Annotated in this window: 19 protein-coding genes and 1 other RNA gene; 7 read left to right on the top strand and 13 right to left on the bottom strand. The window is 46.3% G+C overall.

Annotated features, from left to right (window positions below):
* Positions 1–2: 2 nt before the first annotated feature.
* From AC6R05_RS09645 to rsmI, 5 genes are all read right to left on the bottom strand, one after another.
* Complete coding sequence (locus AC6R05_RS09645; protein WP_150870878.1) at positions 3–1,763, bottom strand: penicillin-binding transpeptidase domain-containing protein; 1,761 nt, start codon at positions 1,761–1,763, stop codon at positions 3–5.
* Positions 1,760–2,077: a cell division protein FtsL gene (ftsL, locus tag AC6R05_RS09640; protein WP_150870876.1), complete on the bottom strand. Its 318-nt coding sequence runs from the start codon at positions 2,075–2,077 to the stop codon at positions 1,760–1,762. Before ftsL ends, AC6R05_RS09645 begins: the two co-directional genes overlap by 4 nt.
* A 3-nt stretch (positions 2,078–2,080) precedes the next feature.
* Positions 2,081–3,031 carry a 16S rRNA (cytosine(1402)-N(4))-methyltransferase RsmH gene (rsmH, locus tag AC6R05_RS09635; RefSeq protein WP_032553111.1) on the bottom strand — a complete coding sequence of 317 codons (951 nt, stop codon included), beginning with the start codon at positions 3,029–3,031 and terminating at the stop codon, positions 2,081–2,083.
* 228 nt (positions 3,032–3,259) lie between these two features.
* Positions 3,260–3,687: RNase P RNA component class A (gene rnpB, locus AC6R05_RS09630), an RNA gene on the bottom strand.
* A 289-nt stretch (positions 3,688–3,976) separates the two neighbouring features.
* Positions 3,977–4,843, bottom strand: coding sequence for a 16S rRNA (cytidine(1402)-2'-O)-methyltransferase (rsmI, locus tag AC6R05_RS09625; RefSeq protein ID WP_150895845.1), 867 nt, complete (start codon positions 4,841–4,843; stop codon positions 3,977–3,979).
* Positions 4,844–4,905: 62 nt separating this feature from the next.
* On the opposite strand from rsmI, the gene AC6R05_RS09620 reads away from it, so the two are divergent.
* The 4 genes from AC6R05_RS09620 to AC6R05_RS09605 are packed head-to-tail and all read left to right on the top strand — an operon-like array spanning position 4,906 to position 8,338.
* Positions 4,906–6,717, top strand: coding sequence for a penicillin-binding protein activator (locus tag AC6R05_RS09620; RefSeq protein ID WP_150870869.1), 1,812 nt, complete (start codon positions 4,906–4,908; stop codon positions 6,715–6,717).
* Positions 6,704–7,102 carry a YraN family protein gene (locus AC6R05_RS09615; RefSeq protein ID WP_500647235.1) on the top strand — a complete coding sequence of 133 codons (399 nt, stop codon included), beginning with the start codon at positions 6,704–6,706 and terminating at the stop codon, positions 7,100–7,102. The genes AC6R05_RS09620 and AC6R05_RS09615 overlap by 14 nt, the downstream gene beginning before the upstream one ends.
* A 2-nt stretch (positions 7,103–7,104) precedes the next feature.
* On the top strand, positions 7,105–7,695 hold the full coding sequence (locus AC6R05_RS09610; protein WP_004729817.1) for a phosphoheptose isomerase: 591 nt from the start codon (positions 7,105–7,107) through the stop codon (positions 7,693–7,695).
* Between the two features lie 10 nt (positions 7,696–7,705).
* Complete coding sequence (locus AC6R05_RS09605; protein WP_152468138.1) at positions 7,706–8,338, top strand: BON domain-containing protein; 633 nt, start codon at positions 7,706–7,708, stop codon at positions 8,336–8,338.
* 83 nt (positions 8,339–8,421) lie between these two features.
* On the opposite strand, the gene sspB is transcribed toward AC6R05_RS09605, so the two are convergent.
* The 8 genes from sspB to zapE form a co-directional block, all read right to left on the bottom strand.
* A complete protein-coding gene (sspB, locus tag AC6R05_RS09600; protein WP_263641627.1) occupies positions 8,422–8,916 on the bottom strand; it encodes a ClpXP protease specificity-enhancing factor in 495 nt (164 codons plus the stop codon).
* A 5-nt stretch (positions 8,917–8,921) separates the two neighbouring features.
* On the bottom strand, positions 8,922–9,557 hold the full coding sequence (sspA, locus tag AC6R05_RS09595; protein WP_032553106.1) for a stringent starvation protein SspA: 636 nt from the start codon (positions 9,555–9,557) through the stop codon (positions 8,922–8,924).
* Positions 9,558–9,653: 96 nt separating this feature from the next.
* A complete protein-coding gene (locus AC6R05_RS09590) occupies positions 9,654–10,391 on the bottom strand; it encodes a cytochrome c1 (protein ID WP_032553105.1) in 738 nt (245 codons plus the stop codon).
* Positions 10,388–11,653, bottom strand: coding sequence for a cytochrome b (locus AC6R05_RS09585; RefSeq protein WP_032553104.1), 1,266 nt, complete (start codon positions 11,651–11,653; stop codon positions 10,388–10,390). The genes AC6R05_RS09590 and AC6R05_RS09585 overlap by 4 nt, the downstream gene beginning before the upstream one ends.
* On the bottom strand, positions 11,653–12,243 hold the full coding sequence (gene petA, locus AC6R05_RS09580) for a ubiquinol-cytochrome c reductase iron-sulfur subunit (RefSeq protein WP_032553103.1): 591 nt from the start codon (positions 12,241–12,243) through the stop codon (positions 11,653–11,655). Before petA ends, AC6R05_RS09585 begins: the two co-directional genes overlap by 1 nt.
* Before the next feature lie 331 nt (positions 12,244–12,574).
* A complete protein-coding gene (gene rpsI / locus AC6R05_RS09575; RefSeq protein WP_004740758.1) occupies positions 12,575–12,967 on the bottom strand; it encodes a 30S ribosomal protein S9 in 393 nt (130 codons plus the stop codon).
* 15 nt (positions 12,968–12,982) lie between these two features.
* Positions 12,983–13,411, bottom strand: coding sequence for a 50S ribosomal protein L13 (gene rplM, locus AC6R05_RS09570; RefSeq protein WP_032553102.1), 429 nt, complete (start codon positions 13,409–13,411; stop codon positions 12,983–12,985).
* Between the two features lie 246 nt (positions 13,412–13,657).
* Positions 13,658–14,761, bottom strand: coding sequence for a cell division protein ZapE (gene zapE / locus AC6R05_RS09565; protein ID WP_500647234.1), 1,104 nt, complete (start codon positions 14,759–14,761; stop codon positions 13,658–13,660).
* A gap of 219 nt (positions 14,762–14,980) precedes the next feature.
* Here zapE and zapG point away from each other — a divergent pair, with 219 nt between their 5' ends.
* The 3 genes from zapG to degS all read left to right on the top strand — a co-directional run bounded on the left by zapG (position 14,981) and on the right by degS (position 18,137).
* Positions 14,981–15,436 carry a Z-ring associated protein ZapG gene (gene zapG / locus AC6R05_RS09560; protein ID WP_032553100.1) on the top strand — a complete coding sequence of 152 codons (456 nt, stop codon included), beginning with the start codon at positions 14,981–14,983 and terminating at the stop codon, positions 15,434–15,436.
* A gap of 123 nt (positions 15,437–15,559) precedes the next feature.
* Positions 15,560–16,915 (top strand): DegQ family serine endoprotease, encoded by a 1,356-nt coding sequence (locus AC6R05_RS09555; RefSeq protein WP_032553099.1) that lies wholly within the window; start codon positions 15,560–15,562, stop codon positions 16,913–16,915.
* Between the two features lie 160 nt (positions 16,916–17,075).
* A complete protein-coding gene (gene degS, locus AC6R05_RS09550) occupies positions 17,076–18,137 on the top strand; it encodes an outer membrane-stress sensor serine endopeptidase DegS (protein WP_150870861.1) in 1,062 nt (353 codons plus the stop codon).
* The last annotated feature ends 8 nt before the right edge of the window (positions 18,138–18,145 follow it).

Raw genomic sequence — 18,145 nt, 5'->3', positions numbered from 1 at the left:
TTCTATTCTTGAAACTTGTTTTCATCAGCTGGCACATTAAGAATCTGCAGTGCACCCTTCATGATTTCTGAAAATACCGGTGCAGCAACAGAACCGCCGTAGTAGAGATCGCCCTGCGGCTCATTCACCACTACAACCAGTGATACGCGAGGGTCGCTTACAGGTGCTACGCCTGCGGTAATCGCGATATACTCATCGCTATAACCACCCGCTTCCGCTTTACGAGAAGTACCCGTTTTAGCCGCGACGCGATAACCCGGTACCGCCGCGCGCGTTGCTGTGCCGCCTTTTTGGGTTACCCCTTCAAGCATCTCTAAAACAAGCTGCGCATTATCTCTATCAATGATCTGCTTAGAAAAATCTTGCTCGTTGTTTTCAATGATATGGATCGGCTCGTAAACACCTTTATTCGCCAGTGTTGCGTAAGCATGAGCCAATTGAATTGGGGTTACAGATAGGCCGTAACCAAAAGATAAGGTGGCGATTTCAAACTTTGACCAACGGCGTCGATTCGGGAAGATACCGGTTGTCTCACCGACTAAGTTCAAGCCAGACATTTCGCCTAAGCCAACCGAGCTATAAAGCCCTAATAGAGCTTCGAGCGGCATATCCAGTGCTAGCTTCGCAACACCAATGTTACTCGACTTCTTGAGGATCATGGCTAGGTCAGCCTTGCCGACTTTGGAGGTGTCACGCACGCGGCTACCGCCGATTTGCATGATGCCATTCCCGGTGTTGATCACGGTGTCTGGGGTTGCTGCACCATTTTCGAGTGCCGCCAATACAACAAATGGCTTAACGGTAGAGCCGGGTTCCATCGCATCCGTCAGTACTCGGTTACGCATCTTAAAGCTTTGCAGGTCGGCACGGTTGTTTGGGTTATATGACGGTGCATTGACCATGGCTAACACCGCACCCGTTTTAACATCGAGAAGAATTGCAGAGCCAGAAGTAGCTCGATGATCCGCTACCGCTTGCTTGATCTCACGGTAGGCGATCGCTTGTAAACGTTGGTCTATGGTCAAGGTAAGAGGTTTACCTTGCTCACGCTCTTCTAAGGCAATATTTTCAACTACGCGACCATAGCGGTCTTTACGAATCGTACGCTTACCCGCTTCACCGGTTAACCACTGGTCATAACTGCGTTCAACGCCCTCTAAGCCGTGACCATCAATACCCGTTACACCGATAAGGTGTGCGCTGATTTCACCCGCAGGGTAGTAACGACGAGATTCCGCTTTAAGGCCAACGCCCACTAGCTTGAGATCACGAATGTACTTCGCCATCGCTGGACTCACTTGCCTTTGGAGGTAGATAAAACGACGCTTTTTATTGGCTGAGATCTTATCGATCATCGATTGACGCTCTAGCCCCAATACATCCGCAAGGGCATACCAACGATCAATCTGAGCAAGGCCATCTTTATCAAAAATGGTTTTTGGGTCGGCCCATACCGCCTCAACAGGGACACTGACAGCAAGGGGTTCATCGTTTCGATCAGAAATAATACCGCGCGCAGAAGGGATCTCTTTGACGCGAACCGAACGCAAGTCACCTTGGCGAATCAAGTTATCAGGCTCGATGATTTGAATGTAAGCAACACGTGAGACCAGTGCTGCAAATGCGAGGAAGACAAACGCAATAACTAAGTTAAAGCGCCATTTGATCAAGATAGGATCAGAGTCCTTTCCATTCACTGCGGTTGCCTTGGAAGCGGCTGCTTCGGCTTTCTTCGCAGATGCTTTTTCCTTTTTAGCGGTCATTTCAGTGAGATCACAACTTCTTTGTCTGAGTCTGGACGCTTCATATCAAGCTCTTTAATTGCAGAAGCTTGAACTCGGCTGTGTTCGGCAAGCGCAGTCTCTTCGAGCATCAGATTTCGCCACTCGTCATCCAACTGCTCACGCTCCACCAAAGCCATATCTTTCTGAGTAATAGCTTGGCGAGACATGTGTGTAGTAAGAACGACCCCCATCGCGCTAGCGAAGATAGCAATGAGCAATAACAGTGGGACACGACCCACTGAAATCAGATCAAAGAAGATAATCTTGGCTAAGTTTGGCTTGGCGGTCTTCATTAATTACAGCTTTTCGGCTAGACGAAGTACTGAGCTACGCGAACGCGTGTTTTCATCCACTTCACTCTTTGAAGGCTTAATCGCTTTACCCACAGGTTTAAGAACTGCACTGCCTAGTGCTTTAATTTGCTCTTCAGTCAGAGGCAGACCGTGTGGTACTTGAGGGCCTTGGCTCTCTTTACGGATAAAACGTTTTACCATGCGATCTTCTAGGGAATGGAAGCTGATGACTGACAGACGACCTTGCGGAGCAAGAATGCTGGTTGCACCTTTTAGCGCAGTCGCGATTTCATCCAGCTCACTATTGATGTAGATACGAAATGCCTGGAATGCGCGTGTTGCTGGGTGCTTTTTCTCTTTGAAGCTCTTTGGTGCGACATCAGAGATAAGCTTAGCCAATTGACCCGTACGTGTTAGCGGTTCGTTCTCTTCGTTCTCACGGTAAGCCACGATGCCTTTAGCAATGCGGCGCGCATGCTTGTCTTCACCAAACTCACGGATAACCCAAGTGATGTCATCTAGCTCTGCATCCATTAGCCACTGTGAAACAGGCATGCCTGAAGTTGGGTCCATTCGCATATCCAACGGGCCGTCTTTCATAAAGCTAAAGCCGCGCTCTGCATCATCCAATTGTGGTGAAGACACACCTAAATCGAGAAGAACACCGTCTACTTTACCTACTAGGTCGTAGCGCTCAGCATATTCCGCCATGCCAGAGAATGGGCCATGGATGATAGTAAAACGAGGATCATCAATTTTTTGTGCTTCAGCGATCGCTTGTGGATCGCGGTCGATACTAAATAGTCGTCCATTCTCGCCCAGTTTAGACAGGATTGTACGGCTGTGACCACCACGGCCAAAAGTACCGTCAATGTAGGTACCATCAGGTTTGATCGCCAGTCCGTCAATTGATTCGTTAAGCAATACTGAAATATGTTTGAACGCTTCTGTCATAGTCTTCTCAGTGAGTGGATTAAGCCTTTAGTTCGGCTACAAATGATTCTGTTAACGTTTTAGTGTACTGATTTCGCACGTTATCTCCACTACATTGTGTGTAGCGAGTTGGGATTTTTAACCCAAGTCTTTACAAGAAAAGCGGATTTTAAGGAAATCTAAATAATTTACGTCAATATAAAGCAAAAAACCCATCACTACTGTTAAGTAATGATGGGTTCTTGGAATAGGTGGAGTCGACATATAAGCCGGGTTCTGTTCCGCTTGCGCGGTAGTAGCCATTCGTCTAGGCCAGCAATCGCTCACTGGCTCAAGCAACCTACCCGCCTCCTTACGCGAGCAACGCAATGTGGAGGCCTATTTGGTCTTGCTCCGGGTGGAGTTTACCCTGCAACGGACTATTGCTAGCCGTCCGGTGCGCTCTTACCGCACCCTTTCACCCTTACCTGTGCCCTAAGGCCATCGGCGGTCTTCTCTCTGCTGCACTTGTCGTGGGCTTGCGCCCCCCAGGCGTTACCTGGCACCCTGCTCTATGGAGCCCGGACTTTCCTCCCCTTTGTCAGTCTCCCGAAGGACGTCAACGCCAGTCTCCCAAAGGACTTCAGCGTCAGTCTCCCGAAGGACATCAACAAAGCAGCGACTACCCAGTCAACTCCGAGGGCGGATTGTATAGAGATTAAAGAGACGTGTCTAGCGAGATCACAAATATGATGCAATCAAGGTGTTAACTGGTGGGGAATTGAGCGAAAGAGCGGATACGAGTGACGAGATGCGAAGAGAATGAGGAGTAGATGCTGGTGGCGGGATGCGAGATTCGAAAAGATCTAAAAGAAGATAAGAGTAGTGAGGTTCGAGATGAGAAAAGAGTTAAAAACAAAGTAGAGATACAGATAAACGGCTTAGTATTCGTTTATCCATATCTTAACTGCGCAAACTAAAGAAGTATTAGTTATCTAGGTGCTCTAGACCCCATTTGTAGAGTGCGTTTTTCTTCAGGTTGTAGATCTCAGCAGCCATTGCCGCCGCTTTCTTGAGTGGTAGCTCTTTAGTCAGAATAGCCAGAGTACGCGTTGCTTCGTCCGGTAAGTCGGTTGTTGCTTCTTCGCGGTGGCCGTGAATCAATAGCACCATTTCGCCGCGTTTGCGATTAGCGTCTTCTTCAATCCACTCAATCAGCTCGCCTAGTGGCATACCTTGAATGGTTTCGAAGGTCTTCGTTAGCTCACGCGCTAGAACGACTTCACGCTCAGGGCCTAAGATATCTAGCATATCCTGCAGAGAGTCTGAGATACGGTGCGGTGACTCGTAGAAAATACAAGTACGCTCCGCTTTCGCAATCTCAAGGAACTTATCTTTACGACCTTTACTCTTAGGTGGCAAGAAGCCTTCAAAACTGAAGCGATCAGACGGCAGACCCGATGCACTTAACGCAGTGATGACAGCACATGCACCTGGAAGTGGTACAACTCTCACACCAGCCTGACGACATTGTGATACAAGGTGGTAACCTGGATCACTGATTAAAGGGGTTCCAGCATCTGAGACTAATGCGATAGACTGACCCTCTAATAATTTTTCTACTAGAACTTGCGCCTTAGTTTGCTCATTATGGTCATGTAAGGCGAACGTTCTGGTGGATATATTGAAGTGAGCAAGCAGCTTACCCGTGTGACGTGTGTCTTCCGCTGCAATAACATCGACGCTTGATAATACTTCAATTGCTCTTTGAGTGATGTCTCCCAAATTTCCGATAGGAGTCGGCACAATATAGAGAGTTGGGCTCTCTGTGAGCAAGGTTTTGTTATCTGTCATTTGTTTACCATCACTTCAACGATTAATATAGATACAAATTTATACGGAATTAAAAAGAACTCATGGCAACAATGAACCATAAGAGACTCAGTGTACCACGCTTACTAACTCCAATTGCATTAGCAATTTCATTGGCGGCTTGTTCTTCTACGCCACAAGCCCCGACGCGTGTTGATATTACACTTGATCCGACACAATCGACAGAAAGTTATATGATGCAAGCCGACAGCAGCCAAGGCAGTCTGCAAAATGACTGGCTGATCATGGCACTTAAATCGTCGGTGCAAGCGGGCAAAACCGATCAAGCGACTTTGCTGATCAAGCGTTTAGCAAAGCAACCACTCACAGAAACCCAACAGGCTGAGTGGCAATTAGCGCGTGCGCAACTGCTGTTCAACAATCAGCAGACTGAACAAGCGTACCAACAACTGAATTTCCAACCGTGGTGGAAGCTACCGAATGAGCAGTGGAAAGACTATCACAACCTGCGCGCTGATATTCTTGAGGTATTGAATCAATATTTTGAAGCGAGCCGTGAGCTCACCAAGCTTGAAGAGTTTGATGACAACCAAGACCAACAGTTGATCGCTGACCGTATCTGGCAAAATCTCAGCAGCTATTCTCAATATGAAGTGTTAGCGCTGAAAACGGCGCCAGACGAAGACGTCTTGGCTGGTTGGTTACAGCTTTCTATCTACCTGAAAACTCTTAACGGTAATCTGCCTGAACTACAAAGCACACTGCAAGATTGGTTGGCGGATAACCCGTATCACCCAGCAGCGAAGTATACACCGCAAGCGATCACTGACATCTTAGCGCTAGAGATCAGTAAACCAACCAGCACTGCCCTGCTACTGCCTTTGACTGGTAAGTACAGCAAGCAGGCACAGTTGGTTCGTGATGGCTTCATCTTTGCGATGATGAACGATAAAGAGCGTGAAGAAGACGCAACGCTAACAGTTTTAGATACCAACACGCAAAGCGCAGAAGAGATCAAACAGACCCTAGTTGATAACAAAGTCGACTTTATCGTCGGCCCACTGATTAAGAGCAATATTACTAAGCTGCAGGAAGCTCAGAAAGGTCACGAAGATGCCATTCCAGCTCTTGCACTGAACATTCCCGATCAATTAGAGGCAGATACTAAGCTCTGTTACCTTGCGCTATCACCAGAGCAAGAAGTAGCACAAGCTGCTAAACACCTCTTCACGCAAGGTTACAAATACCCACTTATCTTGGCGCCGAAAGGCCGATTAGGTGATCGTGTACAAGAAGCCTTCAAAGAAGAGTGGTCGAAATACAGCAGCAACGAGGTCGCGACCTCTTTCTTCGCTGACAAACGTCAACTACAACGCAATGTGAATCAGATATTTGGCCTGCAAGAGAGTCAACAGCGCATTGCTCAGATGGATAATTTGATCGACTTGCCATTAGAAACGGAACCACGCAGCCGTCGCGACGTCGACGCGGTATACATCGTGGCGAAGAACTCTGAGCTCACGCTGATCAAACCTTTCATTGAGGTAGCTATTAACCCGGATGCGAAACAGCCTGCGTTATTCTCGAACTCTCGCAGTAACAGTGGCGATAAGCAGTATGAAGACTTAACCGGCGTTTTCTACAGCGATATTCCTCTGCTTGTAGAGGGTAAAGGCGAGCTAAACAGGCAGCTAAACGAGCTTTGGCCATCACACTCTAATGGTCAAAAACGTCTACAAGCACTAGGTATGGACGCATACTACCTGATGGACGCGCTACCACAAATGAAAGCTGTTGAAGGACACAGTATTTCTGGTGAAACCGGTGTACTGACCATCGACAATAACTGTGTGGTACAGCGTCAAATCAGCTGGGCTGAGCATGGGGCTCTTTAGCCGAACCAAACTGATACAAAAACTCAACGCCCACAGACAAGTGGGCGATAGATACGAACGCGTGGCCAAAGAGCACCTCGAAGGCCACGGACTCTCTTTAATAGAGCAAAACTTCGTAGCAAAATGTGGTGAAATTGATCTTATAATGCACCACAACCAGACTATTGTGTTTGTTGAGGTCAAATACCGAAAACAGACACGTTATGGGCATGCAGCAGAAATGGTCACCGCCAGTAAGGCGAAAAAGCTGATCAACACAGCCAATCTATGGCTGATGGAGCAAGGCATGTCGGTACACTCGACTAACTTCCGGTTTGATGTTGTGGCTATTGAAGGGCCAAGTGAACAAATCAACTGGATAGAAAATGCAATTACCCAAGGATAAACATGCTAGATAGCATCAAAGAAAGTTTTACAGAAAGTATTCAGATCCAAATCGCGGCAGCAGAAGCCCTGCCAGATGCTATTACCCATGCCGCTCAAGCCATGGTTGCAACCTTGCTTAATGGTAATAAGATTTTATGTTGTGGTAACGGTGGCTCAGCTTCGAACGCACAGCAGTTTGTCTCTTGCCTACTTAACCGCTTTGAAACCGAGCGCCCTAGCCTGCCTGCAATGGCGCTAACCGCAGACAACACTACGCTAACTGCGGTTGCAAACGACTACCACTACGAAGAGATCTTCTCAAAACAGGTACGTGCTTTTGGTCAAACTGGCGATATCCTTCTTGCTATTTCGACCAGTGGTAACAGCAAAAATATCATCAAGGCGATGGAAGCGGCAGTAACCCGTGATATGACCATCATCGCTTTTACCGGTAAAGACGGTGGTGAGATGGCAGGTCTTCTAGGCGAACACGATGTAGAGATTCGAATCCCATCGCATCGCACCGCTCGTATCCATGAAGTTCATATGGTCACACTGCATTGCTTGTGCGATCTCATTGACCAAGTCCTATTCCCAGCTCACGAGGAGTAATTGGAGTAACATGAAGTTTTCTATTGTTAAGTTGCTCAGCGTTTCACTGCTGACACTATCATTGTCCGGATGTGCGGGGCTGTTCATTGCAGGTGCTGCAACGACAGCAAACCTAGTCACCGACACTCGCACTACCAAAGAGATTTGGAATGACAATAATATCGAGTTCGAAGTTGCAGCCATCACTAACAAGGCTCCATATCGCGGTAACGTTCGAATCACTGCCAGCTCTTACCGCGGCACAGTGGTATTGATGGGCCAAGCATCAACAGAGGCAGAGCGCCGCTCATTTGAGAGTGAGGCGAGAAAAGTAGCTGGTGTGAACAATGTCCATAACCAAGTACGCGTTAAACCACCATTGAGTGTGAGTGAGATCAGCAAAGACAGCTGGATCACGACTAAGGTAAAGTCCGCTCTACTGGCCAATGCCGAACTCAATGGCATCAAGGTTAAAGTTATCACCGAAGATGGTGAAGTGTTCCTACTCGGCCTTGTGACTCGTGAGCATGCTGATATTGCAACCGATGTTGCTCGCAATATCTCAGGGGTCAAACAAGTCATTCGAGCATTCGAATATGGTGATGAGGCAACGGTGAAGGCTGAAGCGGCCGCTGAAACTGAAGCAGAAACTGTCGTTAACTAACTTCATCCAAGTATGTAGACTCCATCAAAAATCGAGTTATAAAAAAAGCAGCGAATCATCGCTGCTTTTTTAATGTCGTTCGGTTACTTGATCACTCGAAGGCTTGGTCGGCCTTTAGTTGGGCGTGGTGGTTCAGGCTCAGGGTCTGAATCTTCCGCATCAACTTCTGCCGTTGCAACACTCAATGAAGGACCTTGTTCCGGAGCTTCAAATGGCCCCTCTTCAATCCCTTCTTCAAGCACATCCATGTAAGCCTCTTCAGGCTCGAACATGGTACCAGCGCCATTTTCACGAGCGTAGATCGCTTGAACAGCATAAAGCGGTACGATCACAGAGTGAGGACGTCCACTGAAGCGCGCACTGAATGTCACCGCTTCGTTGCCAAGCTCAAGGTTGCCTACCGCACGAGGAGCAATATTCAGGATGATTTGACCATCTTGAATAAACTCTTCTGGTACACGAACACCCGGCAATGTTGCTTCAACAACAAGGTGTGGTGTCAGTTCGTTATCAACCAGCCAATCATAAAATGCACGGAGCATGTATGGACGGCGTGGCGTCATCGTTGAGATATCCATAACGATTAACGAGCCAGTCGCATCTCGCGCTCAGCTTCTGTTAGAGAAGCTAGGAATGAATCACGCTCAAATACACGGTTCATGTAAACTTTCAGTTCTTTAGAACCTGGGCCAATTAGTTCGATACCTAGCTCAGGAAGACGCCATAGTAGCGGAGCAAGGTAACAATCGATTAGGCTGAATTCTTCGCTCATGAAGTATTCGTACTCTGCGAAGATAGGAGCCAAAGTTAGTAGGTCGTTACGCAGTTTAGTACGTGCTGCTTCAGATTCTTCTGCATTGCCTTTTACAATCTTCTCAGCAACTGAGTACCAGTTACGTTCGATACGGTACATCATTAGACGGCTGTTACCACGAGCAACAGGGTAAACAGGCATCAATGGTGGATGAGGGAAACGCTCATCTAGGTATTCCATGATGATTTTTGAGTCGTATAGAGCCAACTCGCGATCAACTAGAGTGGGTACTGATTTGTACGGGTTCAGTTCAACAAGCTCTGCTGGAAGATTATTTTCATCAACCAACTCAACTTCAACACTTACGCCTTTTTCAGCAAGAACAATGCGCACCTGATGGCTATACATATCAGAAGCACTTGAGAAAAGAGTCATCACAGAACGTTTATTGGCAGCTACAGCCATGGAGCCCTCCAGTACACTTTAAATAAAAACAATGGAGGCCTAAGCCTCCATTGTACATTAACATAATTTGGGAATTAGCACGGTATTATAGCACAATTAGTGCACATCACGCCAATACTCTTTCTTCAGTAGAATCACAACGATAGTGAACAATACTAAGAATGCCATTACCCACCAACCTAGAGCGTGACGCTCAAGTTGAACTGGGTCACCAGAGTAAACTAGGAAGTTAACCAAATCACGTACAGCTTCGTCGTACTCGCCTGAACTTAGTTCACCAGAACCGTCAGTTTCAGTACCTACAACCACTTCTACCTCTTCACCATCTACGATGTGAGTTTCGTAGATTGGCGTTGGGATGCCTTGTAGCTCTTCAAGCACATGTGGCATACCAACACTTGGGAAAACAATGTTGTTTACGCCAAATGGACGAGATGGGTCTTCGTAGAAAGTACGAAGGTAAGTGTATAGCCAGTCTGCGCCACGAACACGAGCAACCAGTGTTAGATCCGGTGGCGGAGCACCGAACCAGTTTGCCGCTTGTTTCGCAGGCATTGCATTAACCATTAGATCACCAATCTTCGCTTCAGGATCGAAGACTAGGTTCTCTTTCATCAGATCCACAGGGATCTCAAGGTCGTTAGCAACTCGCTCGTAACGCTGGTACTGCGTAGAGTGACAGCCAAAACAGTAGTTCATGAACAGCTTAGCACCGTTTTGCAGTGAAGCTTGGTCAGTTAAGTCATTGTTCGCTTTGTCTAGCGGAACATTTGCGCCCGCTGCCATAGCTAATGACGGCAACATAGCAAATAAAATTACAATCCATTTTTTCATTTGAATGTCACCCTTTCTGGTAATGGTTTCGTCGCTTCATTCTTACTGTAGAACCACAGTAGTACGAAGAACATGAAGTAACCTAAGCTAAATACTTGTGCAAGTATTGTGTACGTTGGTGTTGCTGGAAGCGCACCAAGAATACCAAGCGCAATAAAGCTTATTGTGAATTGGATGATGTTAATCAAATGCAGTTTGCTACGGTAACGGTACGAACGTACTTTACAACGGTCGAACCATGGCAGTAGGAATAGCACAACAATAGATGCGCCCATAGCTACAACACCTAGCAGCTTATCAGGAACCGCACGTAGGATTGCGTAGAACGGTGTGAAGTACCATACCGGAGCAATGTGCTCAGGAGTCTTCAGCGGGTTCGCAGCTTCAAAGTTAGGCGGCTCAAGGAAGAATCCACCCATTTCTGGGTTGAAGAACAGCACATAACAGAAGAAGAACAAGAAGCCAGCAACACCAACCATATCTTTCACAGTCCCGTATGGGTGGAAAGGAATAGAGTCAATGATGTCGTATTTCTTAGTGTAATCCTTGTGGAATGGGAACTGAGTTTTGTAGTCGTCGCCCATTGTGCCTTTAGGAAGCTTAGTCTCGATACCGTCTGGGTTGTTCGAACCTACTTCGTGCAGTGCTAGAACGTGAAGAACGATAAGCAGCAGAAGTACGATTGGCAGAGCAATAACGTGTAGCGCGAAGAAACGGTTAAGCGTTGCACCAGAGATGATGTAGTCACCACGGATCCAAAGCGTTAGGTCATCACCGATAACTGGAATCGCACCAAACAGAGAAATGATTACCTGAGCACCCCAGTATGACATTTGACCCCATGGTAGTAGGTAACCCATGAAGGCTTCAGCCATTAGCACTAGGAAGATCAACATACCGAAGATCCAAAGTAGCTCACGAGGCTTTTGGTAAGAACCGTAAATCAGACCACGGAACATATGCAGGTAAACAACAACGAAGAACGCAGATGCGCCCGTTGAGTGCATATAACGCAGCAGCCATCCGTATTCCACATCACGCATGATGTATTCAACAGAAGCGAACGCACCTTCACCAGATGGCACGTAGTTCATTGTTAGCCAAATACCTGTAAGGATTTGGTTAACCAAAACTAACATTGCTAAAGAACCAAAAAGGTACCAAAAGTTAAAGTTCTTAGGCATTGGGTATTCAGATAAGTGCTTTTTATAAGCATTCATCGCGGGTATACGTTTCTCTACCCAATCTAGTAGTCCTTGCATTATGCATCTCCCTCGTCAATACCGATCAGGATCTTGGTGTCACTTAAATACATATGCTTTGGCACAACAAGGTTTAGCGGTGCAGGTACGCCTTGGAATACTCGACCAGCCATATCAAATTTCGAACCATGACATGGACAGAAGAAACCAGACTTAACACCTTGTACTTGTTCTGCGAAAGAATCAGGTAGGTAAGTTGGAGAACAACCTAGGTGAGTACAGAAACCAACCGCAACAAAGAATTCCGGCTTAATTGAGCGGAACTCATTTTGAGCGTATTCAGGTTGTTGTTCAGCTTCCGATTGAGGATCTCGAAGTTGACCACCAATGGTTTTCAAGTTTTCTAGTACCGACTCAGCACGGCGTACAACCCATACAGGTTTACCTTGCCATTCGACACGAACCATCTGGCCAGCTTCTAATTTACTGACTTCCACTTCCACCGGCGCGCCCGCAGCTTTCGCTTTGGCACTCGGATTCCATGATTTAATAAAAGGCACGGCTACAGCAGCAGCCCCTAAACCACCAACAACGGCTGTTGTTGCGGTTAGGAAACGCCTGCGACCGTTATTTAAAGGCGCGTTGCTCATCCAAACATTCTCCCATTTGCTCCTTTTGGATTGAAATTATTCCGCTTAAAGAGCATGGCTAACAAAATACGTATTTAGTTCTATTTATTGACGGCAAATGATAAATAAAACCCTACTTTTTGACAAGATAAAGCTACCTTTTTGTAACAATCATGAGGCAAAGCGCACATTGGGTTACAAAAGCTATCAAAATATAAGAAATTGGAAATAAAACGAGGGGGGAAAAGCATTTAGCGGGGAGTAGAAAAACAAAAAGCCCGGCATATAGCCGAGCTTTGAACCACAATTCCAGTAATAAAACTGGGAGCGTGTATTTTCCGGTAAAGGAAAATTAACGCTTAGAGAATTGAGGTTTACGACGTGCTTTACGTAGACCAACTTTCTTACGTTCAACGCAACGAGCGTCACGAGTAACGTAGCCAGCTGCACGTAGAGCAGGACGTAGAGTTTCATCGTACTCCATAAGAGCGCGAGTGATACCGTGGCGGATTGCGCCAGCTTGACCAGAGATACCACCACCAGAAACAGTGATGTATAGGTCAAGTTTCTCAGTTAGTTCAACTAGCTCAAGAGGTTGCTTAACAACCATGCGAGAAGTTGGACGACCGAAGTAAACATCAAGGCTACGCTTGTTGATTACGATCTCACCAGAACCTGGTTTGATGAAAACACGAGCTGCTGAGCTTTTGCGACGACCAGTGCCGTAGTATTGATTCTCTGCCATTTTCATAATCCCCAATTAGATGTCTAGTACTTGTGGTTGTTGAGCAACATGGTTGTGCTCAGCACCAGCGTATACTTTTAGCTTACGGTACATAGCGCGGCCTAGAGGACCACGTGGTAGCATACCTTTAACAGCTAGTTCAAGAGCCATCTCTGGCTTACGGTCGATCAGCTTTTCAAAAGTGATAGACTTAAGACCACCAGGGAACTCAGAGTGACGGTAGTAAACCTTACCCTTAGCCTTGTTACCAGTTACAGTAACTTTCTCAGCGTTAACAACGATGATGTAATCACCAGTGTCTACGTGAGGAGTGTATTCAGCTTTGTGCTTACCGCGTAGGCGAGAAGCGATTTCACTTGCAAGACGACCTAGAGTTTTACCTTCAGCGTCTACAACATACCAGTCGCGTTTTACAGTTTCTGGTTTAGCAACGAAAGTTTTCATGCTAATAATTACCTATTAAAAAAATTTACACTTAAGGAATACTGAGTATTCCCACTGTCTAAGAGTCCCCATTCATCACCCCTTCGAGTGTTGGAAAACTCTTGGCATAACGTGATTTAACTCATCGTTAGAGGCCCGCAGTAACGGTAGGTCGCAGGATTATAGAGAAGAGCGAAGAAAAAATCACCTCTTTTTGAACAAAATCACGATTTTTTTCTTCCATTTTCTTAATATAGAATTCCCCGCCTAACTTAGGTGCTCTTTTGCTAGATAATCATGGCTCTGCATTTCAATTAAACGTGACTGACAGCGTTTAAATTCAAACTCTAACTGACCATGAGTGTAGAGTTCCTCTAGCGCAACTTCGGCAGAAATAATCAGCTTTACATTACGTTCGTAAAACTCGTCCACTAAAGCAATAAAGCGCCTGGCTGCGTCGTCAGAGGTCGCATTCATCTGCTTCACTTCAGCCAGTAACACCGTGTGATAGATCTTAGATAACTCAATATAGTCATTCTGGCTGCGCGCAGATTGGCAAAGTTGAGCAAAGGTGCCATGCAAAACACCATCACTCGCTTCAACCACATCCAGTTGACGATGGTTAACCTCAATCTGAGTTAATACCTCTTTACCCTCACCGACTAGCTGTTGGTAATAGGTACGTAAATTAATATCCGCTTGTGCATCTAACGGGTAGTGATAAATTTCTGCCTGCTCCAATGTACGTAGTCGGTAGTCAACGCCACTGTCTACATTCAAGATTCGACAATTTTCTTGGATCAGTTTGATCGCAGGAAGAAAGCGCGCGCGTTGCAAGCCATTTCGGTAAAGGTCTTCAGGTGGAATGTTTGAGGTCGCGACCAAGATAACGTTGCGAGCGAAGAGCTCTTGGAAAAGAGTACCCAGAATCATCGCGTCGGTAATGTCAGAAACAAAGAACTCATCAAAACAGATAATATCCGCTTCTTGCTTAAACTTATCGGCGACCAACGGCAAAGGATCACTTACCTCTCCCAGCGCTTTGAGTTCATCATGAACTCGGTACATAAAGCGGTGAAAGTGGACACGCATTTTACGTGATGTTGGTAGAGCATCGCAAAAGGTATCCATTAAGTAGGTTTTACCTCGCCCTACTCCGCCCCAGAAATAGAGCCCTTTTGGTGGCGTAGGCAGTTGTGTTTTTTTACCCATTAACTTTTGAAAACGCGTCAGCTGTGGCACTGGTGCATTTTGGTATTCTTGGAATTGGTGGAACAATTGGTCTAGTGCCTGTACGGCTTGCTCTTGGGCTGGATCTCTTTGAAATCCATGTTCTTTTATATCTTGTTCGTATTTTTTAACGGGATTCATGACGACATTTCCACAATGAAATCGATATCAACCAGAGAAGGAAAAAGGGCTTCAACAGTACAATAGGCGGGGGCTCAGCGCTGTATGTGCAGCTTCAAACTGATAGCTAGCGCACACGCATTTTTCTTTATACTGCTGCGTTCTCATAGTACCATGAAGCTGCATTATGTGTAACTAAGCAGTAACAAACATGTTAAAAAACAACAATAAGGAGCTGTTATGCCTTGGATGTATGCCGTTGGCGGTTTACTAATCGGAATTATCTTAGGGGTTGCTATTTCTCGCCTCACGACTCCTGAGTACAAGAAGCAAAAGAATGTTCAAAAAGAATTAGACACAGCAAAGTTTGCACTAGAACAGCAACGCCAAGAGCTTGCCGATCACTTTGCTAAAACAGCTGAAATGTTGGATACCTTAGGTAAAGACTACACCAAGCTTTACCAACATATGGAAAAGACCAGCGCTGAGTTAATCCCCAACTTACCAGAGCAGGATAATCCATTTGTAAAAACGGCTGCTGCACACTCAGATAAGTCATCAGAGAAAGCAGACAGCAAAGTATCAACTATTGATGAACAACCAAAAGATTACGCCAATGGCGCAACCGGTTTGTTCAGCGATGAGAAGAAAGAAGTCATTGAAGCACCAGAGGTTGTAACAGCGAAAGCTTCTTAAACAACTAAATTCAATGAACTTTACAAAGGTTTTTGAGTCATAACCTTCACTTGGGTCGTATAACACTTGGCGATAGTCCAACTTTATGTGTGTTACAAGGCCTTAACTAACGAGGAGTTTATGATGAAAAAACCTTTGCTTGCTTTATCGGTACTGACTTTAAGCTTAAGTTCCATCATCACACCGATTCAGGCAACTGCGGCACTACCATTAAGTGTCGACAACCAACAACTACCTAGCCTTGCACCGATGCTTGAAAAAGTTACCCCTGCAGTAGTCAGCATTGCTGTTGAAGGTAAACAAGTTCAACGTCAACGCATTCCAGAACAATTCCAATTCTTCTTTGGCCCAGAGCAAGCACAAGAGCGCCCATTCCGAGGTCTAGGCTCTGGTGTAATCATCGATGCCAAGAAAGGACATATCGTTACCAACTATCACGTTATCAATAACGCTGACGAAATCCGCGTAAAACTGCATGATGGACGTGAATACGATGCCGAGCTGATTGGCGGTGATGAAATGTCTGATATCGCCCTACTCAAACTCGAAAAAGCCAAAGACCTGACCGAGATTCGCTTCGCCGATTCCGACAAGCTTCGCGTTGGTGATTTCAGCGTCGCTATCGGTAACCCATTTGGTTTAGGTCAAACAGTGACATCCGGTATCGTCTCTGCACTAGGTAGAAGTGGCCTCAACCTTGAAAATTTTGAGAACTTCATCCAAACCGATGCGGCTATCAACAGCGGTAACTCAGGCGGTGCACTGGTTAACCTTAACGGTGAGTTGATCGGTATTAACACCGCGATTCTAGGCCCGAACGGTGGCAACGTAGGTATCGGCTTTGCGATCCCATCTAATATGATGCGTAACCTAACCGACCAAATCCTAGAGTTTGGTGAGGTCAAACGTGGCATGCTTGGTGTTCAAGGTGGCGAAATCACTTCAGAATTAGCCGAAGCACTGGGTTATGAATCAAGTAAAGGGGCATTTGTGAGCCAAGTGGTTCCAGACAGCGCTGCAGATAAAGCTGGCTTACAAGCAGGTGATATCATTGTGGCCATCAATGGCAAGCGCATTGATACCTTTAGTGAACTAAGAGCTAAAGTCGCGACTCTTGGCGCAGGTAAAGAGATAGAACTTGGTGTCGTTCGTGATGGTAAAAATAAAACCTTCGACGTGACACTTGGTGAATCAACTAACAGCAAGACTCAAGCAGAGAAGTTGCATGAAGGCTTAGCAGGTGCAGAGCTGACCAATACCAATGACAGCGATCCGGTGAAAGGCGTGAAGGTTTCAAGTGTAGCCAAAGGCTCACCAGCTGAGGCATACCAACTTCAACCAGACGACATCATTATTGGCGTGAACCGTCAAACGGTGAAGAACCTAGCGCAGTTCAGATCAATTGTTGAGAAGAACCCTGGTGTATTGGCACTCAATATCCAGCGTGGTCCAAGAACCATTTACCTAGTGATTCGCTAATAATTAATCACCGTTATTGAGGGCAGGTTGAACAAGTTCGTATAGAACTTAATCAGCCTGCCCTTTTATTTAGACGAATCAAAATGCTATGCTTCACAAGTAACTCAAACTGGTCACCCATGTGTGGAGGCTCAATACCTTACCTGTCGAAGAGGGAAACATGCTGTCCTTTCTATTTCGTTCTATTTCCCTTGGATTAGTATCAGCACTGATTATTCTTGTGGCTTTCCCACAGCTACGACCTAACTTCGTCTCTGAAGCGGCAAGTAAGCAGGTAAGCAACATCGGCTCACTGCAACTGTCATTCAATGATGCAGTTCGACGCGCAGCGCCTGCGGTCGTCAACATCTATAGCCGAAAATACGATGAATCCGATCGTAATAAACTGCTCACTCAGGGTTTAGGCTCTGGCGTTATTGTCAGTGAGAAAGGTTACATCATTACCAACTACCACGTGGTTGCTCAAGCAGACCAAGTTGTCGTCGCCCTGCAAGATGGTCGCGCTGCTGCCGCACAGTTAGTGGGTTCAGATAAAAGAACGGATATCGCCATACTACAAGTCAGTGGTGACAACCTTCCTGTGATTCCTTTGAATCCAAATTACGAGGCTAATGTCGGCGACATCGTGCTCGCGATTGGTAACCCATATAACCTAGGCCAGACGACTACGTTTGGCATTATCTCCGCGACTGGCCGCTCGTCGATCAGTGCCGACCGCCATCAAGCCTTCATCCAAACCGATGCTGCGATCAATGAGGGTAACTCGGGTGGTGCGCTCGTCAACTCGCAAGGTGAACTGGTCGGTATTAACACCGCCTCTTTCCAACAAGCGACAGACATGGAAACTTACGGCATCTCATTTGCTATTCCTTATGGTTTAGCCAACAAGATCATGCAGAAGATCATCGCTGATGGCCGTGTGATCCGTGGCTATATCGGTATCGATGGACAAGACATCAACTCGGTTACTTCCCGTTTACTGGGCAATAAAAACATTGGTGGCATTGTAGTGCTAGGTATCGATCCTGCAGGTCCTGCTGCTGATGCTGGATTCGAGGTTCAAGACATCATCATCAGTATCGATAACACCAAAATCAATGGACGCCAGAGCGTTATGGATATCGTTACCGACCTAAGACCTGGCACAGTGGTCGATGTGGGCATACTTCGTCAAGGTGAAAGCAAAACCCTCAAGGTGACGATTGCGGAAGACAAGCGCTAGTTAAATTA

The sequence above is a fragment of the Vibrio sp. R11-SG3-ISO9 genome (assembly GCF_059834255.1).
The sequence above is the reverse complement of the archived record's forward strand: the minus strand, read 5'-3'. Positions and strand labels throughout refer to the sequence as shown.

What these genes read in the sequence shown, in the direction of transcription:
- AC6R05_RS09645 (WP_150870878.1), bottom strand. Translation starts at nt 1,763, where the DNA reads ATGACCGCTAAAAAGGAAAAAGCATCTGCGAAGAAAGCCGAAGCAGCC.
- ftsL (WP_150870876.1), bottom strand. Translation starts at nt 2,077, where the DNA reads ATGAAGACCGCCAAGCCAAACTTAGCCAAGATTATCTTCTTTGATCTG.
- rsmH (WP_032553111.1), bottom strand. Translation starts at nt 3,031, where the DNA reads ATGACAGAAGCGTTCAAACATATTTCAGTATTGCTTAACGAATCAATT.
- rsmI (WP_150895845.1), bottom strand. Translation starts at nt 4,843, where the DNA reads ATGACAGATAACAAAACCTTGCTCACAGAGAGCCCAACTCTCTATATT.
- AC6R05_RS09620 (WP_150870869.1), top strand. Translation starts at nt 4,906, where the DNA reads ATGGCAACAATGAACCATAAGAGACTCAGTGTACCACGCTTACTAACT.
- AC6R05_RS09615 (WP_500647235.1), top strand. Translation starts at nt 6,704, where the DNA reads ATGGGGCTCTTTAGCCGAACCAAACTGATACAAAAACTCAACGCCCAC.
- AC6R05_RS09610 (WP_004729817.1), top strand. Translation starts at nt 7,105, where the DNA reads ATGCTAGATAGCATCAAAGAAAGTTTTACAGAAAGTATTCAGATCCAA.
- AC6R05_RS09605 (WP_152468138.1), top strand. Translation starts at nt 7,706, where the DNA reads ATGAAGTTTTCTATTGTTAAGTTGCTCAGCGTTTCACTGCTGACACTA.
- sspB (WP_263641627.1), bottom strand. Translation starts at nt 8,916, where the DNA reads ATGGATATCTCAACGATGACGCCACGCCGTCCATACATGCTCCGTGCA.
- sspA (WP_032553106.1), bottom strand. Translation starts at nt 9,557, where the DNA reads ATGGCTGTAGCTGCCAATAAACGTTCTGTGATGACTCTTTTCTCAAGT.
- AC6R05_RS09590 (WP_032553105.1), bottom strand. Translation starts at nt 10,391, where the DNA reads ATGAAAAAATGGATTGTAATTTTATTTGCTATGTTGCCGTCATTAGCT.
- AC6R05_RS09585 (WP_032553104.1), bottom strand. Translation starts at nt 11,653, where the DNA reads ATGCAAGGACTACTAGATTGGGTAGAGAAACGTATACCCGCGATGAAT.
- petA (WP_032553103.1), bottom strand. Translation starts at nt 12,243, where the DNA reads ATGAGCAACGCGCCTTTAAATAACGGTCGCAGGCGTTTCCTAACCGCA.
- rpsI (WP_004740758.1), bottom strand. Translation starts at nt 12,967, where the DNA reads ATGGCAGAGAATCAATACTACGGCACTGGTCGTCGCAAAAGCTCAGCA.
- rplM (WP_032553102.1), bottom strand. Translation starts at nt 13,411, where the DNA reads ATGAAAACTTTCGTTGCTAAACCAGAAACTGTAAAACGCGACTGGTAT.
- zapE (WP_500647234.1), bottom strand. Translation starts at nt 14,761, where the DNA reads ATGAATCCCGTTAAAAAATACGAACAAGATATAAAAGAACATGGATTT.
- zapG (WP_032553100.1), top strand. Translation starts at nt 14,981, where the DNA reads ATGCCTTGGATGTATGCCGTTGGCGGTTTACTAATCGGAATTATCTTA.
- AC6R05_RS09555 (WP_032553099.1), top strand. Translation starts at nt 15,560, where the DNA reads ATGAAAAAACCTTTGCTTGCTTTATCGGTACTGACTTTAAGCTTAAGT.
- degS (WP_150870861.1), top strand. Translation starts at nt 17,076, where the DNA reads ATGCTGTCCTTTCTATTTCGTTCTATTTCCCTTGGATTAGTATCAGCA.